The following is a 19,552-nucleotide window of genomic DNA, read 5'->3' as shown; positions in this document are numbered from 1 at the left end:
CGGGGGAAGGCGGCCGGGCGCCGCTCGGGAACGGCAGGAGTGCGGTCGGGACGCCGCAGGATGGGGACGGTTCGTTTGGGCACGATGTACTTCGCCGCCGCGCTGGCGGTGCTGGCACCCGTGGTTGCGGGACCGGCGCTGGCGTACGGGCCGGGTCGCCGCTGGCCGCACACCCGGCTCGCGTGCCGGGCACGTGCCGGGCTGGCCGCGCTGGTGACCACGATCGGGCGTCCGGCCACGGCGGCGGCGTTCCTGCTCGCCTGGGCCGCCGCGGTGGTGGCGGTCTTCTGGCCGCTGGGTGAGCTGGCGCACCGGCTGGAGTCCACCGTGGACGTGCCCTTGCACGCCTGGGTGAGCACCCGTCTCGACCCGTCCTTCGCGCGGCTGAACTGGGCGTACACGGCGTTGGGGGACCGGGCCCCGCTGAAGGTGGTGACGGTCGCCGGTGCGGTGGTCTTCGCGGTGCTGTGGGGGCGGCGGTTCTGGATTCCGCTGGTGGCGATCCTCGCCCAGTTCCCGCTGGAGCAGTACGTGCAGACCGTGCTCGCGGGGATGGTGGACCGCGGGCACCCGCCGACCGGGCTGGGCACGTACCCGTCGGGTGGGGTGGCCCGGATCATGATGACGTTCGGGGCGCTGGCGCTGTTCGCGGTACTGACGTTCCGGCTGGGCCGCCGTGCCCGGATCGGTCTGGGTACCGCCGTGCTGGTGCTCGCGGTCGTGGAGGGCTATACCCGGATCTACCTGCAGAAGCACTGGCTCACCGACGTGGTGGCCGGTGTCCTGTTCGGACCGGCGCTGTTCCTGGGCTGGGCGGTGGCGGTGCTCGTCCTCGCCGGTCTGGTTCCCGGCCCGTTGCCGCCCGGCGATCCTGGCGACGGCCTCACCGCGCGGGCCGACGGGCCTGACGCGGTCCGCCCTGCACCGGTTGACGAGCCTGTCGACGCCGGGCCGGTGGCCGCGGTGGGCGGGCGGGAGGCGGCGTCGTGACGACCCTGCTGGTCGCGTCCACCGGCGGCCACCTCGCCGAGCTGCACGACCTGAGGCCGCGCCTCGGCGTCGGCGAGCACCGGTGGGTGACCTTCGACAGCCCGCAGAGCCGGTCCCTGCTGGCCGGTGAGGACGTCGTGCACGTGCCGCCGGCCACCAGCCGGGACGTACTCGGCGCCGCCCGCAACCTGGCCGTGGCCCGGCGACTGCTGCGCACCGGGCGCTACGACCGGGTGATCAGCACCGGGGCCAGTGTGGCGGTGTCGTTCTTCGTGCCCGCCCGCGCGGCCGGGATCGAATGCACGTACATCGAGAGCGCCACCCGCACCCGCGGGCCGTCGCTGACCGGCCGGCTGGCCGCCCGGCTGCCCGGGGTGCGGTTGTACACCCAGTGCCCGGGCTGGGCCGACGGTACGTGGCGCTACGGCGGGTCCATCTTCGACGCGTTCACCTCCGAGCCGCTGCCGGCGCCGCCGCCCGTACGCAAGGTCGTGGTCACGCTGGGCACACACGCCCGCTTCACGTTCCCGCGGCTGTTGCGGCGGCTGGTCCGGATCCTGCCGCCGGAGCTGGACGTGCTGTGGCAGGTCGGCGCGACCGTGGTGGACGACATGCCCGCCGGGGCCCGCGCGCACGTACCGATCGCCGAGCTGCAGCGGGCGATGCGCGAGGCCGACGTGGTGATCGCGCATGCCGGGGTCGGCTCCGCGCTGGCCGCGATGCAGGCCGGCCGCCGCGCCGTGTACGTGCCGCGGCGCCGCGCCCACGGCGAGCACATCGACGACCATCAGGCCGACATGGCCGCGGAACTCGCCGCCCGTAACCTCGTCGTCGCCCGCGAGGCCGACGAGATCGCTCTCGACGACCTGCGGTCCGCCGCCGCCTGGTCGGTCCGCGCCGGACCGGTCCCCGTCCCGTTCCGGTTCTCCACGTACGTCCCGTCCCACCCCTCGTACTCCGAATAGGAGGGCTTGTGTCCCTGCTCCGTCGACAGATCCTGGCGGGCGTCGTGGCGATGAGTACGGTCGCGCTCAGCGCCGTCCCCGCCCACGCCGTCGTCGTGCCACCGAACGTCACCTCCACCCTCGTCACCGCGAACCCCGCGGACACCACCCCGCACGTGCAGAACGGCAGCGTGCGGGCGTTCGCCCAGATCGGCAACACCGTGTACGCGGGCGGCTCGTTCACCGGCGCGAAGAACGCCGGGGCGAGCGGCTGGTCCGCGGCCAGCTACCTCATCGCGTACGACGCCGCGACCGGCGCGCTCAAGACCGGCTTCCGGCCCACCTTCGACAACGCGGTGCAGACGCTCGCGGTCAGCCCCGACGGCAAGCTGATCGTGGGCGGCAACTTCGGCACGGTCAACGGCGCGGCCCACAAGAACCTCGTCGAACTGGACCCCGGCACCGGGGCGACCGTGAGCAAGTGGGCCGGCCGTGCCGACGGCGGCGTGGTGCGCCGCGCGGTCGTGCACGGCAACAGCCTCTACGTCGCGGGCGCGTTCCACTGGGTCAACGGCACCCAGCACTCGCTGCTCGCCCGGCTGAACGCCACCACGGGCGCGATCGACTCGTCGTTCCAGATCGACGCGAGCGTCGCCCGCGCCTCCTCCGAGCTGGTGTGGGCGCTGGCGGTGTCGCCGGACGGCAAGACCGTCGTCGCGTCCGGCAACTTCAAGAAGGTCAACACGCTGTCCCGCGAGCAGGTCGTGATGATCGACGTGTCCGGCACCCCGAAGGTGGCGGATTGGAGCACCCAGCGGTTCGCCCCGAACTGCCAGATCGACTCGTTCCCGTTCTACGCCCGGGACGTCGACTTCTCCGACGACGGCAGCTACTTCGTCATCGGCGCGGACGGCGGCCTCGGCGGGGACGCTTTCTGCGACACGATCAGCCGCTGGGAGACCTCGGCGCGCGGCAGCAACCTCGACGCCACCTGGGTCGACCGGACGGGCCACGACTCGGTCACCTCGCTGGAGGCGGCCGACAACGTGGTTTACGTCGGCGGCCACTTCCGCTGGCTGAACAACGCCAACGGTGACGACGACGCCGGGGACGGTGCCGTCGACCGGTACGGCTTCGGCGCCCTCGACCCGGGCAACGGCCTGCCGATGTCCTGGAACCCGGGCCGCTCCCCGGGCAGCCACCTGCCCAGCGGCGGCACCGCGTGGGGCCCGATCGTGTGGGAGATCTGGAAGGGTCCGTCCGGCGTGTTCATCGGGCAGGACTCCGACGGGGTGGGCAACGAGTACCACGGCCGGCAGGCGTTCTTCCCGACCGCGGGCGGGCGTACGGTTGCGCCGGTCGACGCGCCGCAGGCCGCCTCCGGGTTCCTGTACCTGGGCGCGGGCAACGGCAAGCTGACCAAGGTGCCGTACGGTCCGGGCGGGCTCGGCGCGGCCACGATGAGCAACCAGCCGAACCTCACGTCGGCCAAGGCCGCGTTCGCGGTGTCGAACAAGCTGTGGTGGGCCAAGAAGGACACCCGGGCGGACAGCGGCAGCCTGCTGGAGATCTCCATGTTCACCGGCGGGAACGCCGGTGCCCCGTGGGTCAGCAGCGGCTTCAACTCCTGGTTCGCCGCCGGTTCCATGACCGGCGCGTTCTTCCTGCGGGGCCGCATGTACTACACGAGCTCCAGCGGCAACGCGCTGTACTACCGCTACCTGGAGCCGGACGGGTCGATCGTGGGCTGCACCCAGTTCACGCTGCCCACCTCGGGCATCGACTGGCGTACCGTGCGCGGTCTCACCTGGGTCAATGGCAAGATCGTCTACGGCTCGACGGACGGCTCGCTGCGGACCGCCGCGTTCGACCCGGCCGCGGCCACCGCGGTCAACGGCGCGTCCGCGACCGTCGTGGCCCGCGCGAAGTCCGGGGCGACCTGGTCCAACCCCACCCTGTTCTTCGCCACCTCGTAGGCGCGGAACCGCACCACATCGCCCCGGCCGCACGCCGGTGCCGCACCGCCGCGGCACCGGCGTACCGGCCGGGGCCTGGCCACACGTTGCGGGGAGTTCCCATGGATGTGACTGATGCCGTCGCGGGCGGCCGGCAGCGCGTCGTCGGCTTCGCCGACGTCGTGCGGATCCCGGTACGCCGGTGGCGGACCGTGGCGGCGACCACGGCTGCCGTCGTGCTGGTCACGCTCGGCTACCTGCTGTTCTTCCCCGCCACCTACCGCGCGACCACGGTGGTCGTCCTGCGCCCCGTGGTGACCGACCCGTTCACGCTGCCCGCGGGCGGCGCCGACCGGGCCATCAACATGACCGCCGAGAACGGCATCGCGCTGGGCAACGAGGTCGTCGACGCCACCGCGCAGACGCTGGGACGGGACGCCGACGACGTCCGCGACGCGCTGTCGGTCGAGGTGCCCACCGGCGGCCAGGTGCTGCGCTTCGAGTACGCAGGCGACACCGAGCCGCAGGCGATCACCGGGGCGAACGCCGCCGCCCAGACGTACCTGAAGGTGCGCGAGGCCATCTACCAGCAGCAGCGCGCCGCCCTGCTGCTCTCCTACGACAGCACGATCAAGCAGGTCACCAGCCAGCGCAAGGCCGCGCAGAAGGAACTGCCCGACGACGGTACGACCGCGCCCGGCCCCGCGTCGCCCCGCGTGCAGGCGATGCTGGACCAGGTCAGCAAGCTCAACGACCAGCTCGCCCAGCTCGCCAACGCGCGTGCCAAGGTCTCCTCGGCGGACCTGAGCCCCGGCGCGATCACGGCCGCCGCGCGCACCCCCGTTCCGTCCAGCCACGACCACGCCCCGCTGTACCTGCTCGCGGCGCTGGTCGGCGGCGTGCTGGTCGGCGTGCTCGTCGCGCATTCCCGGGAGGCGCTGGACCGCCGGGTCCGCTCCGTGGAGCAGGCGGCCGATCTGGTCGGGGTGCCTGCGCTCGGCACGGTCCGCGGCGGCGGTGACGGGGGCGCGGCCGCCGACGCCCGGTACGTCTCCCTCGCCGTACTGAAATGGCTCGGCCGCCACCCGGACCGGCCGCTGATCGTGCTGTCCAGCCGCGACGACGAGGGCCGCACCGCGGTCACCGGCAACCTCGCGGTCGCGCTCGCCGAGGCCGGCCAGGACGTGCACCTGGCCGCGCCGGCCGAGAGTGAGACGGAACTCAAGGAGATCCTGTACGCGGCCCAGCGGCGCACCCCGCCCCGGCCGCGCCTGCTGCCCGTGGCCGACCCCCCGCGGCTCAACGGCGTGGCGCAGCCCGGCGTCGGCGCGGCGCTGCCGATGCGGCCCGGGTTCGCCCGGCCCACCGGTCCGGGCCTGCAGACCGCGGGTGACCCCGACGCCACCATGGTCATGGAGGCCGCGGTGTCGCGCCCGAGCGCCACGCCGCTGCTGGCGTCGCGTCCCGACCGGCCGGCCGACGAACGGGCGGCTCTCGCGGTGCTGATCGGCGGCGGTGTGGTGCGGCTGCGCCCCCTCGGCGACCTGCCGGAACGCGGCGTCGTCGTGGTCGACGCGCCGCCGTCGGACACCGACGAGCGCGGCGTGCGCGACGCGCAGTCCGGGGTGGCCCTGCTCGTGGTCGCCCGCGACCGCACCCGCAACGTCGAGCTGACCCGGCTCGTGGACCGGCTGCGGTCGGCCGGCGCCCAGGCGGTCGGCTTCGTCCTCACCGGGGGCCGGCGTGGGTGACAGCGCGCTCCCGTACCCGTCGGTCAGCGTCGTCGTCGCTACCCGGGACCGCCCCGGCCTGCTGGAACGGGCCGTCGCCGCGATCCTCGGCCAGGTGTATCCGGGCCCGGTCGAGTGCATCGTGGTCTACGACCACGTGCCGGTCCGCGAGCTGGACGTGGCCGTCGGCCCGTACCGGAGTCTCAAGGTCGTCTCCAACGGGCGTCGGCAGGGCCTGCCGGGTGGCCGCAACAGCGGGGTGGACGCGGCCACCGGCGAGTTGCTGGCGTTCTGCGACGACGACGACATCTGGCTGCCCGCCAAGCTGAGCCGCCAGGTGGCGCTGCTCGCCGACCCGGCCGTCGGCGCGGTGAGCTGCGGGCTGCGGCTGCGCGGCCCCGGTATCGACAAGGAACGGGTGCTGACCAGCGACCGGGTCACCCTCGACGACCTGATCGCCGACCGGGTCATGGAGGTGCACTCCAGCACGATGCTGGTGCGCCGTTCGGCGTGGGCGGCCGCGGGGGAGGTGGACGAGCAGATCCCCGGCGGCTACAGCGAGGACTACGAGTGGCTGCTGCGGCTCGCCGCGCACACCCCGATCGCGATCTGCCGCCAGCCGCTGGTGGTGGTCGACTGGCACGGTGGATCGTTCTACTTCGGACGGTGGGCCACGATCGTCGAGGCCCAGCGCTACCTGCTGCGCCAGCACCCGGAATTGTTGCGCAGCCGCACCGGGACGGCCCGCATCCGCGGTCAGATCGCGTTCGCGCTGGCCTCCGGGAACCGGCGGCTGGAAGCGATCCGGGAGCTGTGCGCGGTATTGCGGCTCAACTGGCGGGAGAAGCGGGTACTGGTCACCGTGCCCGTGATCCTCGGGCTGGTCACCGGCGAGCGGGTGCTGCGGATGGCGCAGAGGCGGGGCCGCGGTGTCTGACACCGCCGTGCGGGTCCGGCGGCTGCGATGGCCCGTACGGGCGGTCGCCGCGGTCCGGGCCCGGGCGGTCGCGCCGGTCGAGCCGGGGATCCGCGACCGCGGCGCGTGGGCGGTCCGCACCGTACGGCTGCCGGTGTGGCCGCTGACCCTGATGTTCGGCTTCATGCCGTTGTGGTGGGCGCTCGGCGCTTTCCAGCTCGCCTGGCCGTGCTTCGGGGTGCTGCTGTTCGTGCTGCTGGCCACGCGCGGGCGGATCCGCCTGCCGGCCGGCACCACGGTGTGGCTGGCGTTCCTGGGCATCGTGGCGCTCAGCGCGGTACGGCTGCACCGGCTCGGCGGGCTCGGCACGTTCGGGCTGCGCCTCGGCCTGTTCTGCACCGCGTTCCTCGTCGGCCTGTACGTGTACAACCTGGCCCGGGACCGGGTCCCGTGGGCCCGTGTCGCCGCGCCGCTGTGCGCGTACTGGGTGGGGATGGTGGCGCTGGGGTGGCTGGGGGTGCTCGTCCCGAAATTCGGCATGCCCAGCCCGGTCGAACTCGCCTTGCCGCGCGGGCTGGCCGCCCAGCGGTTCCTGCAGGACCTCACGCACCTGGACAGCACGGAGTTCAACCCGGCCAGCGCCAACCCGATCTACCGGCCGGCGGCGCCGTACCCGTACACCAACAACTGGGGGACCGGGTACGCGTTCCTCGTGCCGTTCGTGCTGGCGTACCTGACCGCGGTACGGCACGGCCCGCTGCGCGTGATCCTGCTGGTGTCGCTGCCCCTGTCGCTGGTGCCCGCGTTCCTGACCCTGAACCGGGGCATGTTCATCGGCCTCGGCGCGGGCGTGCTGTACCTGCTGGGCCGCGAGATCGCCCGCGGCCGGGTGCGGCTGCTGGTGCCGGTCGCGGTGCTCCTGCTGGTGGGGTGGCTGGTCACGCTGATCATCCCGGTGGTGGACATGATCCAGAGCCGGACCTCCACCACGGACACCAACCTGGACCGCTTCGACCTGTACGTGCAGACCTGGGCCGCGGTCCTGCACTCCCCGCTGCTCGGGTACGGCCAGCCCGCCTCGGTCGACACCACGCACGCCGCGGAGCCGCTCGGCACCCAGGGCATGATCTGGCAACTGCTGTACAGCCACGGCATCCCCGCCACGCTCTGCTTCTATCTGCTGCTGTTCGTGGTGGCGCGGCGGCTGGCCGCGGCGGTGACCGCGACCGGGCTGTGGCTCAGCGCGCTGCCCGTGATCGCGGCGGTGGTCACCCCGTTCTACGGCTACGTCGACCCGAACCTGTCTGTGCTGTGCGCCGGGATCGGGCTGGGCCTGGCCGCGGTGGACGGTGCGGTCAACCGGGAGCCGGGGGTGCCGCGGTGACCGCGGTCGCCACCCCGGCCGGTGCCTGGACCGAGTCGGAGGTGCGGCGCAGTACCCGCAACGGGGCCGTCGGGCTGCTCGGGGCGGCCGTCAACGGCGCCTGCGGCTTCGTGCTGACCGCGGTCGTCGCCCGGGTACTGGGTGCGGCCGACTCGGGGGCGCTGTTCAGCGTCATCGCTCTGGTCACCATCCTCGGGCCGCTGTGCTGCCTGGGCGCGGACACCGGTCTGATGTGGGCGCTGCCGCGGCGTACCGGGGGACCGGGTGGCGACGCCGCCCGGCTGTTGCCGCTGGCCGTGGTGCCCACGCTGGGGCTGGCCACCGTGGTCGCGGTCGCCGGATGGGTGGCTGCGCCCGCGGTCGGCGCCGCCCTGCTCGGCTCCGGCGATCCGGCGCCGGTACGGCTCGCGTTCGCCGGGGTGCCCGTGTTCGCCGCCGCGACCGTCCTGCTCGCCGCGGTCCGGGCCACCCGTCCCGTCACCGCGTACGTGGGGGTGCAGCTCGTCGGCGTGCCGATGGCCCGTCCGTTGCTGATCGGCGCGGCGGTCGCGGCCGGCGGGTCGGTGACGGCCGCGTTCGCCGGGTGGCTGCTGCCGCTGGCCGCCGCCGCGGTGGCGGCCGCGCTGCTGGTGGCGGGCCCGCTCGGGCTGACCCGGGGTGCCCGGCTGCGGCCCACCGCGGCGGACCGGCGCTGGTTCTGGTCGTTCGCGCTGCCCCGGGCCGCGTCCACCGCGATCGACGCGGGCAGCATGTGGTTCGGGGTGCTGCTCACCGCGGCGCTGGCCGGTCCCGCGCAGGCCGGCGTGTTCGGCGCGGTCGGCCGGTACGTGCTGGCCGGCCTGCTCGTCATGCAGGGCCTGCGGGTGGCGATCGCCCCGCAGCTGTCCCGGCTGCTCGGCGCGGGACAGCGGGCGCAGGCCGCCGCGGTGCACCGCCGCATCACCGGCGTCGTGGTGCTGCTGTCCTGGCCCGCGTACCTGCTGCTGGCGGTGTTCGCGCCCGCGTTCCTGGCGCTGTTCGGCGCGCCGTTCGCGGCCGGGGCCGCGCCGATGGTGGTGCTGTCGCTGGCCATGCTGGTCAACGTCGGCGTCGGCACGGTGCAGACCGTGCTGCTGATGAGCGGCAACAGCCGCGGCCACCTGACCGCGACCGCGACCGGGCTGACCCTCAACCTGCTGGGTTGCGTGCTGCTCGTCCCCCGCCACGGTGCGCTCGGCGCGGCCCTCGCGTGGTCGGCCGGGATCGTCGTGGAGAACGTCATCGCCGCCGTGCTCGCCCGGCGCGCGCTGGGCGAGCCGCTGGCCGGACGTGCCCTCGCCGGTACCGGGACGGCCGTGGTTGTGGCGTCCGGTGCCGCAGCGACCGTCGGTGTCGCGGTCGCCGGCCGCGGGCCGGGCGGGCTGGCGGTCGCGCTGGGCGTCCTCGCCGCGGGTGCGCTCGCGCTGCTCGCCAGCGTCCGCGTACGGGCGCTGCTGCGCTCCGTGGTCATCCTGCTGCGCCCCGCCCGCGGCGCGGTCCCCACCGAATCGCCGGATCGTCCGTCCACACCGGAGGTTGTCCCATGACCGTCAAGGACCGCATCAAGCAGGTCGCGCCCCGGCACGCCCGGGAGGGGGTACGCGGCCTGCTGGTCCGCTACGGCGAGCGGACCAGCGACCGGCGCCCCCTGCCGGACTTCCTCATCATCGGCACCAAACGCGGTGGCACCACGTCGCTGTGGCGTTACCTGCTGCGCCATCCGCTCGTGCCGCGGCTGTTCCCCGCCTGGAACACCAAGACCTCGCACTACTTCGAGCAGAACTGGGCCCGCGGCGAGGCGTGGTACCGCTCGCACTTCCCGACCCAGCGGCAGCGCGACGCCCTGGAGCGCCGGCACGGCGCCGCGTGCCGGGTCGGCGAGGCCGCACCGCTGTACATGTTCCACCCGCTGGCGGCCGAGCGCGTCCACACGCTGATGCCGGGGGCCCGCATCATCGTGCTGCTGCGCGACCCGGTGCAGCGGGCGTACTCCCATTGGAAGGAGCGGCGCACCGAAGGCACCGAACCGCTGGACTTCGCGGCGGCACTCGCGGCCGAGGCGCAGCGCACGGCGGGGGAGCGGGATCGGCTGATCGCGGAGCCGGATTATCACAGTACGGCGTACGACTGGTACTCGTACCGGGCGCGGGGGCGGTATCTGGAACACCTGGAGCCGTGGCTGCGCCACTTCGACCGCCGCCAACTGCTGTTCGTGCCGAGCGAGACGCTGTACTCCGAGCCCGCCGCCACGTACGGGCGGGTGCTCGACTTCCTCCGGCTGCCCCCGCACGAGCTGTCCTCGTACGACGTGTTCAACGACCGGCCCAGCCGGGGCATGGACGAGCAGGTACGGGCGGAGCTGAGCGCGTACTACCGGCCGTACAACGCGGCGCTGGCGGCCCGGCTGGGCATGTCCTTCGACTGGTCCTGACCCGCTTGGCCCCGGTGGCGATGTCACGGGGAGGCTGCCGCTCCCCACAACTCTTCGACCGTGGTCCCCAGTGCCCGCGCGACCCGGATCGCCAGGTACACCGAGGGCGCGTAGTCGCCCGTCTCCATCGCGATGATCGTCTGGCGGCTGACCTCGACCGTCGCGCAGAGATCCTGCTGGGTCAGCCCCGCAGCCCGGCGTGCGGCGCGGACCAGGGCTCCGGGCATCGGCGCGTCACCGGTCGCCCGTACCGGCCCGCCGGCGGCGGCCCGCATCAGTCGGCGTCCGGGAGCGCCATGGCCTCTCGCCGCCGGCGCCGGCGCGTCTGGATCGCCAGAACGGCAACGGCGAGCACGCCCCCGACGAGTGCGCCCACACCGGCGCCGCGGATCAGGTCGCCATCCGTGCTGTACGGCTTGAGCGCCCCGGCCATGAACACCGGGTACGGCAGGCCGTAGAGCGTGGTCACCACGATCCGCTTCAACGGCCAGCTCCGCGCCGCGGTGTCGACGCGTCGCCGGCTGACGTAGGTCAGGCACAGCAACATCGGCAGGTACAGCGCCACGAGGACGACCGTCAGCGGCACGACGGCCTGGCGCCCGCCGACCCAGACCATCACGGCGCCAGCCCACGGCACGGCCATCCATTGCAGGCCGGCCGCGGTCGCGATGCCCTCGTACCAGTGCAGGCGCTCGCGCTCGTCGCCGTACATGTCGCCGTCGAAGTCGAGGGCCCAGCGGGCGATGCGGCCGGTGATGCTTCTGCGCCCCGGGGGCGCGGTCATCGTCGTCATGGCAACATCATCAAGTAAAGTTCTATTGACGTCAAGTCGGCTTAACATCCCGGGGTTCTGCGAGGTCGAGTGGCGGGCCGCCTGCCGATCCGCGCGCTCGCCGCGCCGACGCGGGATCGGCGCCCGGGCGCGCCGCTGCACCCGGGCCGAGTCGTGCCGCCAGGACGTGCAGCAGGGCGGGATGCAGCCGCGGATTCCATCCGGCTCCGCCGCCCGACAGCTCGTACGTCCGCAGCCACAACTCGACGAGATACGCGTCCACGACCAGCCGCCGGTGTGCCGCGCCGAGTCCCAGGGCGGCCCCATGGCGGTGCAGCATCGCATCGGCCGCCGCCGCGCACTGCGCGGCCGGGAGCGCCCGAAGCGACAGCGCGGTCTGGAACGCCTGATGAGCCAGGTCGAACCCGACCGGTACGCCGGATCCGCGGTTCTCCCAGTCCCACACGTACAGCCGGTCGCGGTGCCGGGCCATGTTCCACGGCACCCAGTCGCCGTGCCAGTCCCCGAACTCGCAGGTCAGTTCGCCGTCGCGGGCCTCGATCGCGTCGATCGCATCGCCGATGGCCATTGCGGGCGGGGTTGACGGGAGGCCGGCGGCGGTCGGCGTCGCCGAGCCGGTTGCCGCTGCGTCGCCCGTTGCGGCGGCCTTGCCTGTCGCGGCTGCCTCGCCGGCTGCCGAGTCGGGCCGCCGACGGGGGCCCCTGGGCGCCGGTGACCAAGCCGCGTCGTCCGCTGCTGGGCCTTCGGGCGCTGCCGGGCCTTCGGGCGCTGCCGGGCCTTCGGGCACTGCCGAGACGCAGGCCGGGACCGCGGCCGCCCGGCGGCGCCAGTCGTCCAGCAGAGGCGAACCGCGCAGCGGCCGAGGTGCCGCCGCCGGGCCGCCGCGGCGGGCGACTGCGAGCATCGCGGCGAGCCGCGGTTCGTCCGGCCGGCGCACGCGGCGAACCCGGCGCGGCATCGGCGCCACGACCGCGACCTCCCGCTCGCGCCACCGGGTATGCAACACCAGCTCCGGCACCGCGGGCAGGTCCCCGCCGGGTCCGGGCAGGTCGGCCAGGGTCGCCGCCTCGGCGCGGACCATCGCCCGCGTGCCGTCGTTCCAGCCGAGCTTCGCGTACCCGCGCGGACGCCCGGCATCGTCGAACAATTGCAGGGTCGGCTTGTGGTGCGGGTCGGGCGGCCGAACCCCGATCGCGGCGTGCAGCCGCGGCACCCCCAGCAGGCCGGCCAGGTGCGCGCAGAGCAGCACCTCGGCCGGATCCACCCCGTCCGGCACATGTACGGACAGCGCCGGCGCTCCGGTCAGCCGCAGCGCCCCGGCCCACGCGAGCAGCCCGATCGCGGCCCGGCCCGCGCGCACCTTCGGCGGCCGCAACGCGTTGTACGCCAGCACGGACGACCCGGTCACCCGCCGCCCGGCCAGCGGCAGCAGGAACCGAGCCCGCTCCAGCGACGGCACCATCGCGTACGTGAGGGCGGCGCCAGGGGCGGCGCCAGGGTCGGCGCCGAGGCTCAGCCGCAGCCGCGGGTCGCCGAAGACCGCCCGGGTGACCCAGCCGATCCCGTCGGTGCGCCGCCGAGGGTCATCCCGGTCGCGGAACAGGCCGGACGGGGTGTCGTCCCCGCGGGCAGGCGCGATGGAACCGCCCGAGAGGTCGGCCGCTGCAGGGCCGACGAGCGGGTCCGACGGCGGGCGCTGCCCGGGAACATCGACGTGGCCGGGAACATCGACGTGGCTGGAATGCTGCCGCACGCGGACACAATAGCGGTCCTTCGATGCGCGGCTCAGCGACGCGGGCGGGGCGTCCGAGCACCCCGCCCGCAGCAGGCGGCGCCTCGCCGATGACATGAGTGGATCAGAGCCGTAGCAGGCTCAGAGCTGGCCCAGCAGGCGGCGCCTTGCCGATGACACGGATGGATCAGAGCCGTAGGGCTGAGCGCCGGCCCTGCCGGCCGTCACCCGGCGGGCGGGGCGAAGTAGTCGCGCAGCGAGGCGATCCGGCCGTCGCGCAGCCGGAAGATCTGCACGAGTGACATGGTGGTGCGCCGTCCGCCGGGCGCGATGAATCCCGTGTCGATCTCCGCGATGAAGACGTCCGGGTCCGTGGTGTCGTGCAGCACGTACCGGGAGCGTTCGATGTCGACCGTGCGTTGGTATTGCGGGTCGTCGTGATAGGCAGCGATCCCTGTGCGAATGGCCTCGCGGCCTTCGAGGCGGCCGGGCAGGCGGTGGCCGGGCGGCACCAGCGGCGCCTCGAACAGTCCGTCCTCGGTGAACATCTCCGCCACCGCGTCGGCGTTGCGGCTGATGGCGCCGGCGTACACGTACCGTTCGTAGAGCTCTCTATGTTTCAGGGTCACTCTCTCCAGCCTACCGAGGCGACGCCTGATACACGCGCACGTAGTCGACGACGAAGTCCGCGGGGAACGCGGTCTGCGCGTCCGGCTCGCCGAGCCAGCCACCGATCTGCAGGTTGAGCCGGATGTTGTAGGGCTTGTGGAACACCTCGTCGAACCACGGCGTGGTGCCCCGGTCGCGGGTCCACACCAGGGTGCCGTCGACGTACCAGCGCAGCGACGTGGCGTCCCACTCCGTCGCGTACGTGTGGAAGCCGTCGCCCGGGTGGCCGCCGCCGGGCAACGCGACGCGGCTGTCCTGTTTGACCGGCGCATAGTCGTGGAAGATCGCTGCGGTGGACCGGTCGGACCAGGCGGCCCCGCCGGGCAGTTCGGTCACGTCGATCTCGCCGTGGCCGCTGTCGTCCGGGCGTAGCCAGAACGCGGGCCACACCCCGGTGGAGGTGTGCGGCTGATTGGGCGACTTGGCGCGGATCTCGAACCGGCCGTACGTCCACGACGCCTTGCCGATCGTGTCCAGGTACGCCTGGCTGTAGCGGCGGGTCTGCCGCCCGCACGGGACGGTCTCGCGCAGCGCGCGCAGCACGAGCGTGCCGCCGGTGACGAAGGCGTTGCGCGGGTTGTCGACGTTGCAGCCCGCGTCGACGTCGCGGCCCTCGCGGGCACGTACGTGCCACCGGCGACGGTCGATGGCGGTGCCGTCGAACTCGTCGGACCAGACGAGGCGCCAGCCGGCCGGGGCGGCGGCGCTTGGCGGGGCAGCGACCGGCGGGGGTGCCGGGTCCTCGCGGATCGGCAGGATGGTGATGGCGAGCGCGGCGGCGACGGCGAGCGCCGCGGCGCCGCCGGCGATCACGGGCACCAGGCGACGGGCGGGCGGGCGCACCCTGGGCAGACGCAACGGTCCCAACCTTCGGGGGAGGTGGTCGATCGGGGCCGAGCGTAGCGAAGCGTCGACAGTCCACGTCGACCGCCGCCGATGCGGCCGTCGGCTGCCGTGCGGGTATGAGTCAGGCGGAGGCGGGCCTGTCGCGACGGGCCTGCCGGCGGGCGCCCGCGGCGGCGCTGGCCGCCTGCCGCTTACGGGCGGCCTGACCGGCCCCCGGGGACGCCCGCTTGGCCGGCGCCGCCCGCTTCGCGGCCTTGGGGCCGGTCGCCCCCCGCCGCTGGGCCACGGTCGGCGGCGCCATGTTGCGGGCCTCCCGGGCGGCGGCCAGGCGTTCACTGCGCAGCTGCTGCGCGCTGCGCCGGGCGGCGACCGCGAGCTGCCGGCTGACGCGGGACAGCGCGTCCTCGAAGACCTCCGCCTTCTCGGCGTTGCGCGTGTTCTTCGGCCGCGCCTTGCCCCGGCCCCCGTACTCCGAGACACGGGCGCTGGCCTGGCGGCGGTACAGGCCCACGTACTTGTCCCGGGCGCGGCGGATCCGCAGGTGCAGGTCCACCAGGGTGTCCTCGTCGGCCGCAACGATCTGCTCGCGCTCGGTCTCACGCACCAGCCCCAACTCGGCGTCGGTCAGGGAGTTCAGAAGCGCCTTCATATCGCAAACCCTACGACGCGACACGCCGTGTTTCGCCGGTTTGCCGATGATCAACTGGACGCCCGCTCAGTCCACCTCGACCGCCGCCTCCGCGAACTGGGCCGAGTACAGCCGGGCGTACGCCCCGTCCGCGGCGATCAGCTCGTCGTGCGTGCCGTGCTCGACGATCGCGCCGTTCTCCATGACGAGGATGACGTCCGCGTCGCGGATCGTGGAGAGCCGGTGCGCGATGACGAAGCTGGTCCGCCCGGCCCGCAGCGAGTTCATCGCCCGCTGGATCAGCACCTCCGTCCGCGTGTCGACCGAGCTGGTCGCCTCATCGAGGATGAGGATGCTCGGTTCGGCCAGGAACGCCCGGGCGATCGTGAGGAGCTGCTTCTGCCCGGCGCTGACGTTGGAGCCCTCGTCGTCGATCACGGTGTCGTAGCCGTCGGGCAGCATGCGTACGAAGCCGTCCACGTGCGCCGCCTCGGCCGCCGCGACGATCTTCTCGGTGGTCGGGTGGTCCGCGCCGTACGCGATGTTCTCCGCGATCGTGCCGCCGAACAGCCAGGTGTCCTGCAGCACCATGCCCATGTTCTCCCGTAGTTCCGGGCGAGGCACGGCGGCGATGTCCACCCCGTCCAGGGTGATCCGCCCGCCGGTCACGTCGTAGAAGCGCATGAGCAGGTTCACCAGCGTGGTCTTGCCCGCTCCGGTGGGGCCCACGATCGCCACGGTCTGCCCCGGCTCGACGGCCAGCGACAGGTGGTCGATCAGCGGCTTGTCCGGCAGGTACCGGAACGACACGTCCTCGAACGCGATCCGCCCGCGCACCGGCCGGGGCAGCGCCGAGCCGACCGGCTCGGGGCTCTGCTCCTCCGCGTCGAGCAACTGGAACACCCGCTCCGCGGAGGCCACCCCGGACTGCACCAGGTTGGCCATGCTCGCCACCTGGGTCAGCGGCTGGCTGAACTGCCGCGAGTACTGGATGAACGCCTGCACGTCGCCCAGCGACAGCGAACCCGACGCCACCCGCAGGCCGCCCACCACGGCGACCAGTACGTAGTTGAGGTTGCCGATGAACATCATGGCCGGCTGGATCAGGCCCGAGATGAACTGGGCGCGGAAGCTCGACGCGTACAGTTTCTCGTTGTGCTGCCGGAACGTGGCGGCGGCCTCGGCCTGGCGGCCGAACACCTGCACCAGCGAGTGCCCGGAGAACATCTCCTCGATGTGTCCGTTGAGCCGGCCGGTCGTGCCCCACTGCGCCACGAACTGCGGCTGCGCCCGCTTGCCGATCCTCGTGGTGATCAGAATCGACACCGGTACGGTCAGCACCGCGATGAGCGCCAGCAGCGGCGAGATCCAGAGCATCATGGCGAGCACGCCGACGATCATCAGCAGCGCCGTGATGAGCTGGGCGAACGTCTGCTGCAGGGTCTGGGCGATGTTGTCGGTGTCGTTGGTGGCCCGGCTGAGCACCTCGCCGCGCGCCTGCTTGTCGAAGTAGGACAGCGGCAGCCGCGACAGTTTGGCCTCCACCTCGGCGCGCAGCCGGAACACGGTGGCCTGGACCACCCGGGCGGTCAGCCGGCCCTGCAGCACCCCGAAGATCCAGGCGCACGCGTACACGACGAACACCCAGGCGAGCAGGTGGGCGAGCCGGTTGAAGTCGATGCCCTGGCCGGGCACGACGTCCATGGACGCGAGCATGTCCGCCTGGTTGGCATGGCCCTCGGCCCGCAGCCCGGCGACCGCCTCGGCCTTGGTCATCCCGGCGGGCAGCCGCTTGCCGACCACCCCGGAGAAGATCAGGTCCGTGCCGTGCCCGAGCAGCCGCGGCCCGAGTACGGACAGGAACACGCTGCCCGCCCCGAGCAACAGCACGAGCGCGACGAGCAGTCGGTGCGGCCGCATCAGCCCGAGTAGCCGTTTCGTGGAGCCCCGGAAGTCTTCCAGCTTTTCCGGCGGCATCTGCCCGGCCATCATCCGCGCCGCAGGCCCACCCACTGGCGGCCCAGCCTGGGCCCGCCTCACCGGCGCCGTCATGCTGCACCCCCTGGCATGCCCTCGCGGCCCTCGCTCCGCTCGGTGCACTCGGTCATGCTGCAGCCTCCTGCTCCGTGAGCTGGGAAAGAACGATCTCCCGGTACGTCGGGTTGGTGTCCATCAGTTCGGCGTGGGTGCCCGTACCCACCACGACCCCGTCGTCGAGCACGACGATCCGGTCCGCGTCGCGGATCGTGCTGACCCGCTGGGCCACGATCACCACGGTGGCGTCCGCCGTACGGTCGGCGAGCGCCGCCCGCAGCGCCGCGTCCGTGGCGTAGTCGAGCGCGGAGAACGAGTCGTCGAACAGGTAGATCTCCGGCCGGTGCACCAGCACCCGGGCGATGGCCAGGCGCTGGCGCTGGCCGCCGGAGACGTTCGTGCCGCCCTGCGCGATCTTCGCGTTGAGCCCGCCGTCCATGCGTTCCACGAACTCGCGGGCCTGCGCCACGTCCAGCGCCTCCCACAACTGTTCGTCCGTGGCGTCCGGGTTGCCGTAGCGCAGGTTGGACGCGACCGTCCCGGTGAACAGGTACGGCTTCTGCGGCACCAGGCCGACCGTGCGCGACAGCAGCGCGGTGTCGAGTTCGCGGGCGTCGACGCCGCCGACCAGCACCTCCCCGCCGGTGACGTCGAACAGCCGCGGAACGAGGTTGAGCAGGGTGGTCTTGCCGCTGCCGGTACTGCCGATGATCGCGGTGACCTCGCCGGGGCGGGCCGCCACGTCCACCCCGCACAGCACCGGCGCCTCGGCGCCCGGGTACCGGAACTCGACGTTTTTCAGCTCCAACTGGCCGTGGCTGCGCAGCGCCCGGACCGGGTTCGCGGCCGGCCGGACGCTGGACTCGGTGCTCAGCACCTCCACGATCCGGTCGGCGCACACCTCGGCCCGCGGAATCATGATGAACATGAACGTGGCCATCATGATCGCCATGAGGATCTGCATGAGGTAGCTGAGGAACGCGGTGAGCGCGCCGACCTGCATCTCGCCGGAGTCGATGCGGTGCCCGCCGAACCACAGCACGGCCACACTGGACAGGTTCACCACGAGCATGACGGTCGGGAACATCATGGCCATCAGCCGCCCGGCCCGCAGCGACACGTCCATCAGTTCCTCGCTGGCCTCGCCGTACCGATCCTGTTCGTGCTCGTCGCGGACGAAGGCCCGGATGACCCGGATGCCCGTGATCTGCTCGCGCATCACCCGGTTGACCTTGTCGATGCGCACCTGCATGGACCGGAACAGCGGCCGCATCCGGGAGATGATCAGACCGACCAGGATGACCAGGACCGGCACGATGACCAGGATCAGAGCGGACAACGGTACGTCCTGGTGCAGCGCGAGCACGATGCCGCCGACGCACATGATGGGCGCCGAGACCAGCAGCGTGAACGTCATCAGCACCAGCATCTGTACCTGCTGGACGTCGTTGGTGGTCCGGGTGATCAGCGACGGCGCGCCGAACTGGCCGACCTCGCGGGCCGAGAAGTCCTGCACCCGGCCGAAGATGGCGGCCCGGACGTCGCGGCCGACCGCCATCGCGGTCTGTGCACCGTAGTAGACCGCGACGATCTGCGCGGCGATCTGGATCAGCGTGATGCCGAGCATCGTCGCGCCGACCCGGATCACATGGTCGGTGTCTCCCGGGACGACGCCGTTGTCGATGATGTCGGCGTTGAGTGTGGGCAGGTAGAGCGTCGCCAGCGTCTGCAGGAACTGGAACAGCACGATGAGCGTGATGGCTCTGCGGTACGGGCGCAGATGCGCCCGCATGAGTTTGATCAGCACCTCACGGCACCTTCGGGGTCTCGGTCTGGGTCGGACAGGTGTGGTTCTCAGGGACGGTCAACAGCCCGTCGAGCAGCAGCGACACCGTCTCGGCGCCGTCGAAGTTCTCGGGGTCGCCGTACGGCCCGTACGTGTTGGCGCCGCAGAACAGCAGCAGCAGCCGGGCGACGTCGGCGGGGGAGCGGCGCAGCTTTGCGGCGTCCGGGGCGATGACCGCGGTGAGCGCGGTGAGCTGCCGTTCCCGGGAGTCCGCCATGGCGTGGCGGGCCTGTGCGGCGCTCGATGCGATGTCGGCGCCCGTGGTGAGTCCGCGGGCCCCGGCCATGAGGTGGGCGTTGCCCGCGAAGCGCTGATGGATCAGGTTCGCTGCCGTGGTGAGGCGTTGCCGCAGCCCGGCGTGCGGGTCGATGGCGGCCAGCGCGTCCAGGGTCGGCTGCGGGTCGAGGGCCTGCATGAGCGCGGCCACGACCAGTGACTGCTTGTCGGGGAAGACCCCGAAGATGGTGCCCTCGGCGACGCCCGCCGCCTGGGCGATCTGGCGCGTACTGATCTCCAGCCCGCACCGGTGCAGCAGCGGCACGGTCGCCGCCACCAGCGCGGCGCGCCGTTCCTCGGCCGCCAGCGCGGGAACGCGGCGGCGGCGTTGCTGGGCTGTCACCCGGCCGATCCTAATGA

17 protein-coding genes are annotated in these 19,552 nt (G+C 73.0%); 8 read left to right on the top strand and 9 right to left on the bottom strand.

Annotated features, from left to right (window positions below):
• Nucleotides 1–60: 60 nt before the first annotated feature.
• The 8 genes from ACMCNK_RS12305 to ACMCNK_RS12270 all read left to right on the top strand — a co-directional run bounded on the left by ACMCNK_RS12305 (nt 61) and on the right by ACMCNK_RS12270 (nt 10,368).
• On the top strand, nt 61–990 hold the full coding sequence (locus tag ACMCNK_RS12305) for a phosphatase PAP2 family protein (protein ID WP_412736537.1): 930 nt from the start codon (nt 61–63) through the stop codon (nt 988–990).
• Nucleotides 987–1,955 carry a glycosyltransferase gene (locus ACMCNK_RS12300; RefSeq protein WP_412736536.1) on the top strand — a complete coding sequence of 323 codons (969 nt, stop codon included), beginning with the start codon at nt 987–989 and terminating at the stop codon, nt 1,953–1,955. The genes ACMCNK_RS12305 and ACMCNK_RS12300 overlap by 4 nt, the downstream gene beginning before the upstream one ends.
• A 50-nt stretch (nt 1,956–2,005) precedes the next feature.
• Nucleotides 2,006–3,910 carry a hypothetical protein gene (locus tag ACMCNK_RS12295; protein WP_412740825.1) on the top strand — a complete coding sequence of 635 codons (1,905 nt, stop codon included), beginning with the start codon at nt 2,006–2,008 and terminating at the stop codon, nt 3,908–3,910.
• Between the two features lie 101 nt (nt 3,911–4,011).
• On the top strand, nt 4,012–5,640 hold the full coding sequence (locus tag ACMCNK_RS12290) for a lipopolysaccharide biosynthesis protein (protein WP_412736535.1): 1,629 nt from the start codon (nt 4,012–4,014) through the stop codon (nt 5,638–5,640).
• Entirely contained in the window at nt 5,633–6,556 is a 924-nt protein-coding gene (locus ACMCNK_RS12285) for a glycosyltransferase family 2 protein (protein WP_412736534.1), read from the top strand. Before ACMCNK_RS12290 ends, ACMCNK_RS12285 begins: the two co-directional genes overlap by 8 nt.
• Nucleotides 6,549–7,919, top strand: coding sequence for an O-antigen ligase family protein (locus ACMCNK_RS12280; RefSeq protein WP_412736533.1), 1,371 nt, complete (start codon nt 6,549–6,551; stop codon nt 7,917–7,919). The genes ACMCNK_RS12285 and ACMCNK_RS12280 overlap by 8 nt, the downstream gene beginning before the upstream one ends.
• Nucleotides 7,916–9,484: a lipopolysaccharide biosynthesis protein gene (locus ACMCNK_RS12275; protein ID WP_412736532.1), complete on the top strand. Its 1,569-nt coding sequence runs from the start codon at nt 7,916–7,918 to the stop codon at nt 9,482–9,484. The genes ACMCNK_RS12280 and ACMCNK_RS12275 overlap by 4 nt, the downstream gene beginning before the upstream one ends.
• Nucleotides 9,481–10,368 carry a sulfotransferase gene (locus tag ACMCNK_RS12270; RefSeq protein WP_412736531.1) on the top strand — a complete coding sequence of 296 codons (888 nt, stop codon included), beginning with the start codon at nt 9,481–9,483 and terminating at the stop codon, nt 10,366–10,368. Before ACMCNK_RS12275 ends, ACMCNK_RS12270 begins: the two co-directional genes overlap by 4 nt.
• A 23-nt stretch (nt 10,369–10,391) precedes the next feature.
• On the opposite strand, the gene ACMCNK_RS12265 is transcribed toward ACMCNK_RS12270, so the two are convergent.
• From ACMCNK_RS12265 to ACMCNK_RS12225, 9 genes are all read right to left on the bottom strand, one after another.
• Entirely contained in the window at nt 10,392–10,643 is a 252-nt protein-coding gene (locus tag ACMCNK_RS12265) for a helix-turn-helix transcriptional regulator (protein WP_412736530.1), read from the bottom strand.
• Nucleotides 10,643–11,161, bottom strand: coding sequence for a hypothetical protein (locus ACMCNK_RS12260; protein ID WP_412736529.1), 519 nt, complete (start codon nt 11,159–11,161; stop codon nt 10,643–10,645). Before ACMCNK_RS12260 ends, ACMCNK_RS12265 begins: the two co-directional genes overlap by 1 nt.
• 31 nt (nt 11,162–11,192) lie before the next feature.
• Complete coding sequence (locus ACMCNK_RS12255; RefSeq protein ID WP_412736528.1) at nt 11,193–12,914, bottom strand: hypothetical protein; 1,722 nt, start codon at nt 12,912–12,914, stop codon at nt 11,193–11,195.
• Nucleotides 12,915–13,117: 203 nt separating this feature from the next.
• Entirely contained in the window at nt 13,118–13,522 is a 405-nt protein-coding gene (locus tag ACMCNK_RS12250; RefSeq protein ID WP_412736527.1) for a nuclear transport factor 2 family protein, read from the bottom strand.
• Nucleotides 13,523–13,532: 10 nt separating this feature from the next.
• Nucleotides 13,533–14,420 carry a family 16 glycosylhydrolase gene (locus ACMCNK_RS12245; RefSeq protein ID WP_412736526.1) on the bottom strand — a complete coding sequence of 296 codons (888 nt, stop codon included), beginning with the start codon at nt 14,418–14,420 and terminating at the stop codon, nt 13,533–13,535.
• 109 nt (nt 14,421–14,529) lie between these two features.
• Nucleotides 14,530–15,057 (bottom strand): hypothetical protein, encoded by a 528-nt coding sequence (locus ACMCNK_RS12240; RefSeq protein WP_412736525.1) that lies wholly within the window; start codon nt 15,055–15,057, stop codon nt 14,530–14,532.
• A gap of 66 nt (nt 15,058–15,123) precedes the next feature.
• The gene (locus ACMCNK_RS12235; protein WP_412736524.1) at nt 15,124–17,088 is read right to left on the bottom strand and encodes an ABC transporter ATP-binding protein; all 1,965 of its coding nucleotides are present in this window, start codon (nt 17,086–17,088) and stop codon (nt 15,124–15,126) included.
• Nucleotides 17,089–17,140: 52 nt separating this feature from the next.
• Nucleotides 17,141–18,877: an ABC transporter ATP-binding protein gene (locus ACMCNK_RS12230; protein ID WP_412736523.1), complete on the bottom strand. Its 1,737-nt coding sequence runs from the start codon at nt 18,875–18,877 to the stop codon at nt 17,141–17,143.
• 1 nt (nt 18,878) lies between these two features.
• Entirely contained in the window at nt 18,879–19,535 is a 657-nt protein-coding gene (locus tag ACMCNK_RS12225; RefSeq protein ID WP_412736522.1) for a TetR/AcrR family transcriptional regulator, read from the bottom strand.
• Between the last annotated feature and the right edge of the window lie 17 nt (nt 19,536–19,552).

Origin of the sequence: Krasilnikovia sp. MM14-A1259 (assembly GCF_047159535.1) — a bacterium.
Lineage (GTDB): Bacteria > Actinomycetota > Actinomycetes > Mycobacteriales > Micromonosporaceae > Actinoplanes.
Note: the sequence above shows the minus strand (reverse complement) of the source record. Positions and strands in the feature narration are given on the sequence as shown.

Excerpts from the sequence above, each read along its gene's own strand:
- ACMCNK_RS12235 (WP_412736524.1), bottom strand. The coding sequence starts at position 17,088 with ATGACGGCGCCGGTGAGGCGGGCCCAGGCTGGGCCGCCAGTGGGTGGG.
- ACMCNK_RS12290 (WP_412736535.1), top strand. The coding sequence starts at position 4,012 with ATGGATGTGACTGATGCCGTCGCGGGCGGCCGGCAGCGCGTCGTCGGC.
- ACMCNK_RS12270 (WP_412736531.1), top strand. The coding sequence starts at position 9,481 with ATGACCGTCAAGGACCGCATCAAGCAGGTCGCGCCCCGGCACGCCCGG.
- ACMCNK_RS12305 (WP_412736537.1), top strand. The coding sequence starts at position 61 with ATGGGGACGGTTCGTTTGGGCACGATGTACTTCGCCGCCGCGCTGGCG.
- ACMCNK_RS12260 (WP_412736529.1), bottom strand. The coding sequence starts at position 11,161 with ATGACGACGATGACCGCGCCCCCGGGGCGCAGAAGCATCACCGGCCGC.
- ACMCNK_RS12265 (WP_412736530.1), bottom strand. The coding sequence starts at position 10,643 with ATGCGGGCCGCCGCCGGCGGGCCGGTACGGGCGACCGGTGACGCGCCG.
- ACMCNK_RS12240 (WP_412736525.1), bottom strand. The coding sequence starts at position 15,057 with ATGAAGGCGCTTCTGAACTCCCTGACCGACGCCGAGTTGGGGCTGGTG.
- ACMCNK_RS12295 (WP_412740825.1), top strand. The coding sequence starts at position 2,006 with ATGAGTACGGTCGCGCTCAGCGCCGTCCCCGCCCACGCCGTCGTCGTG.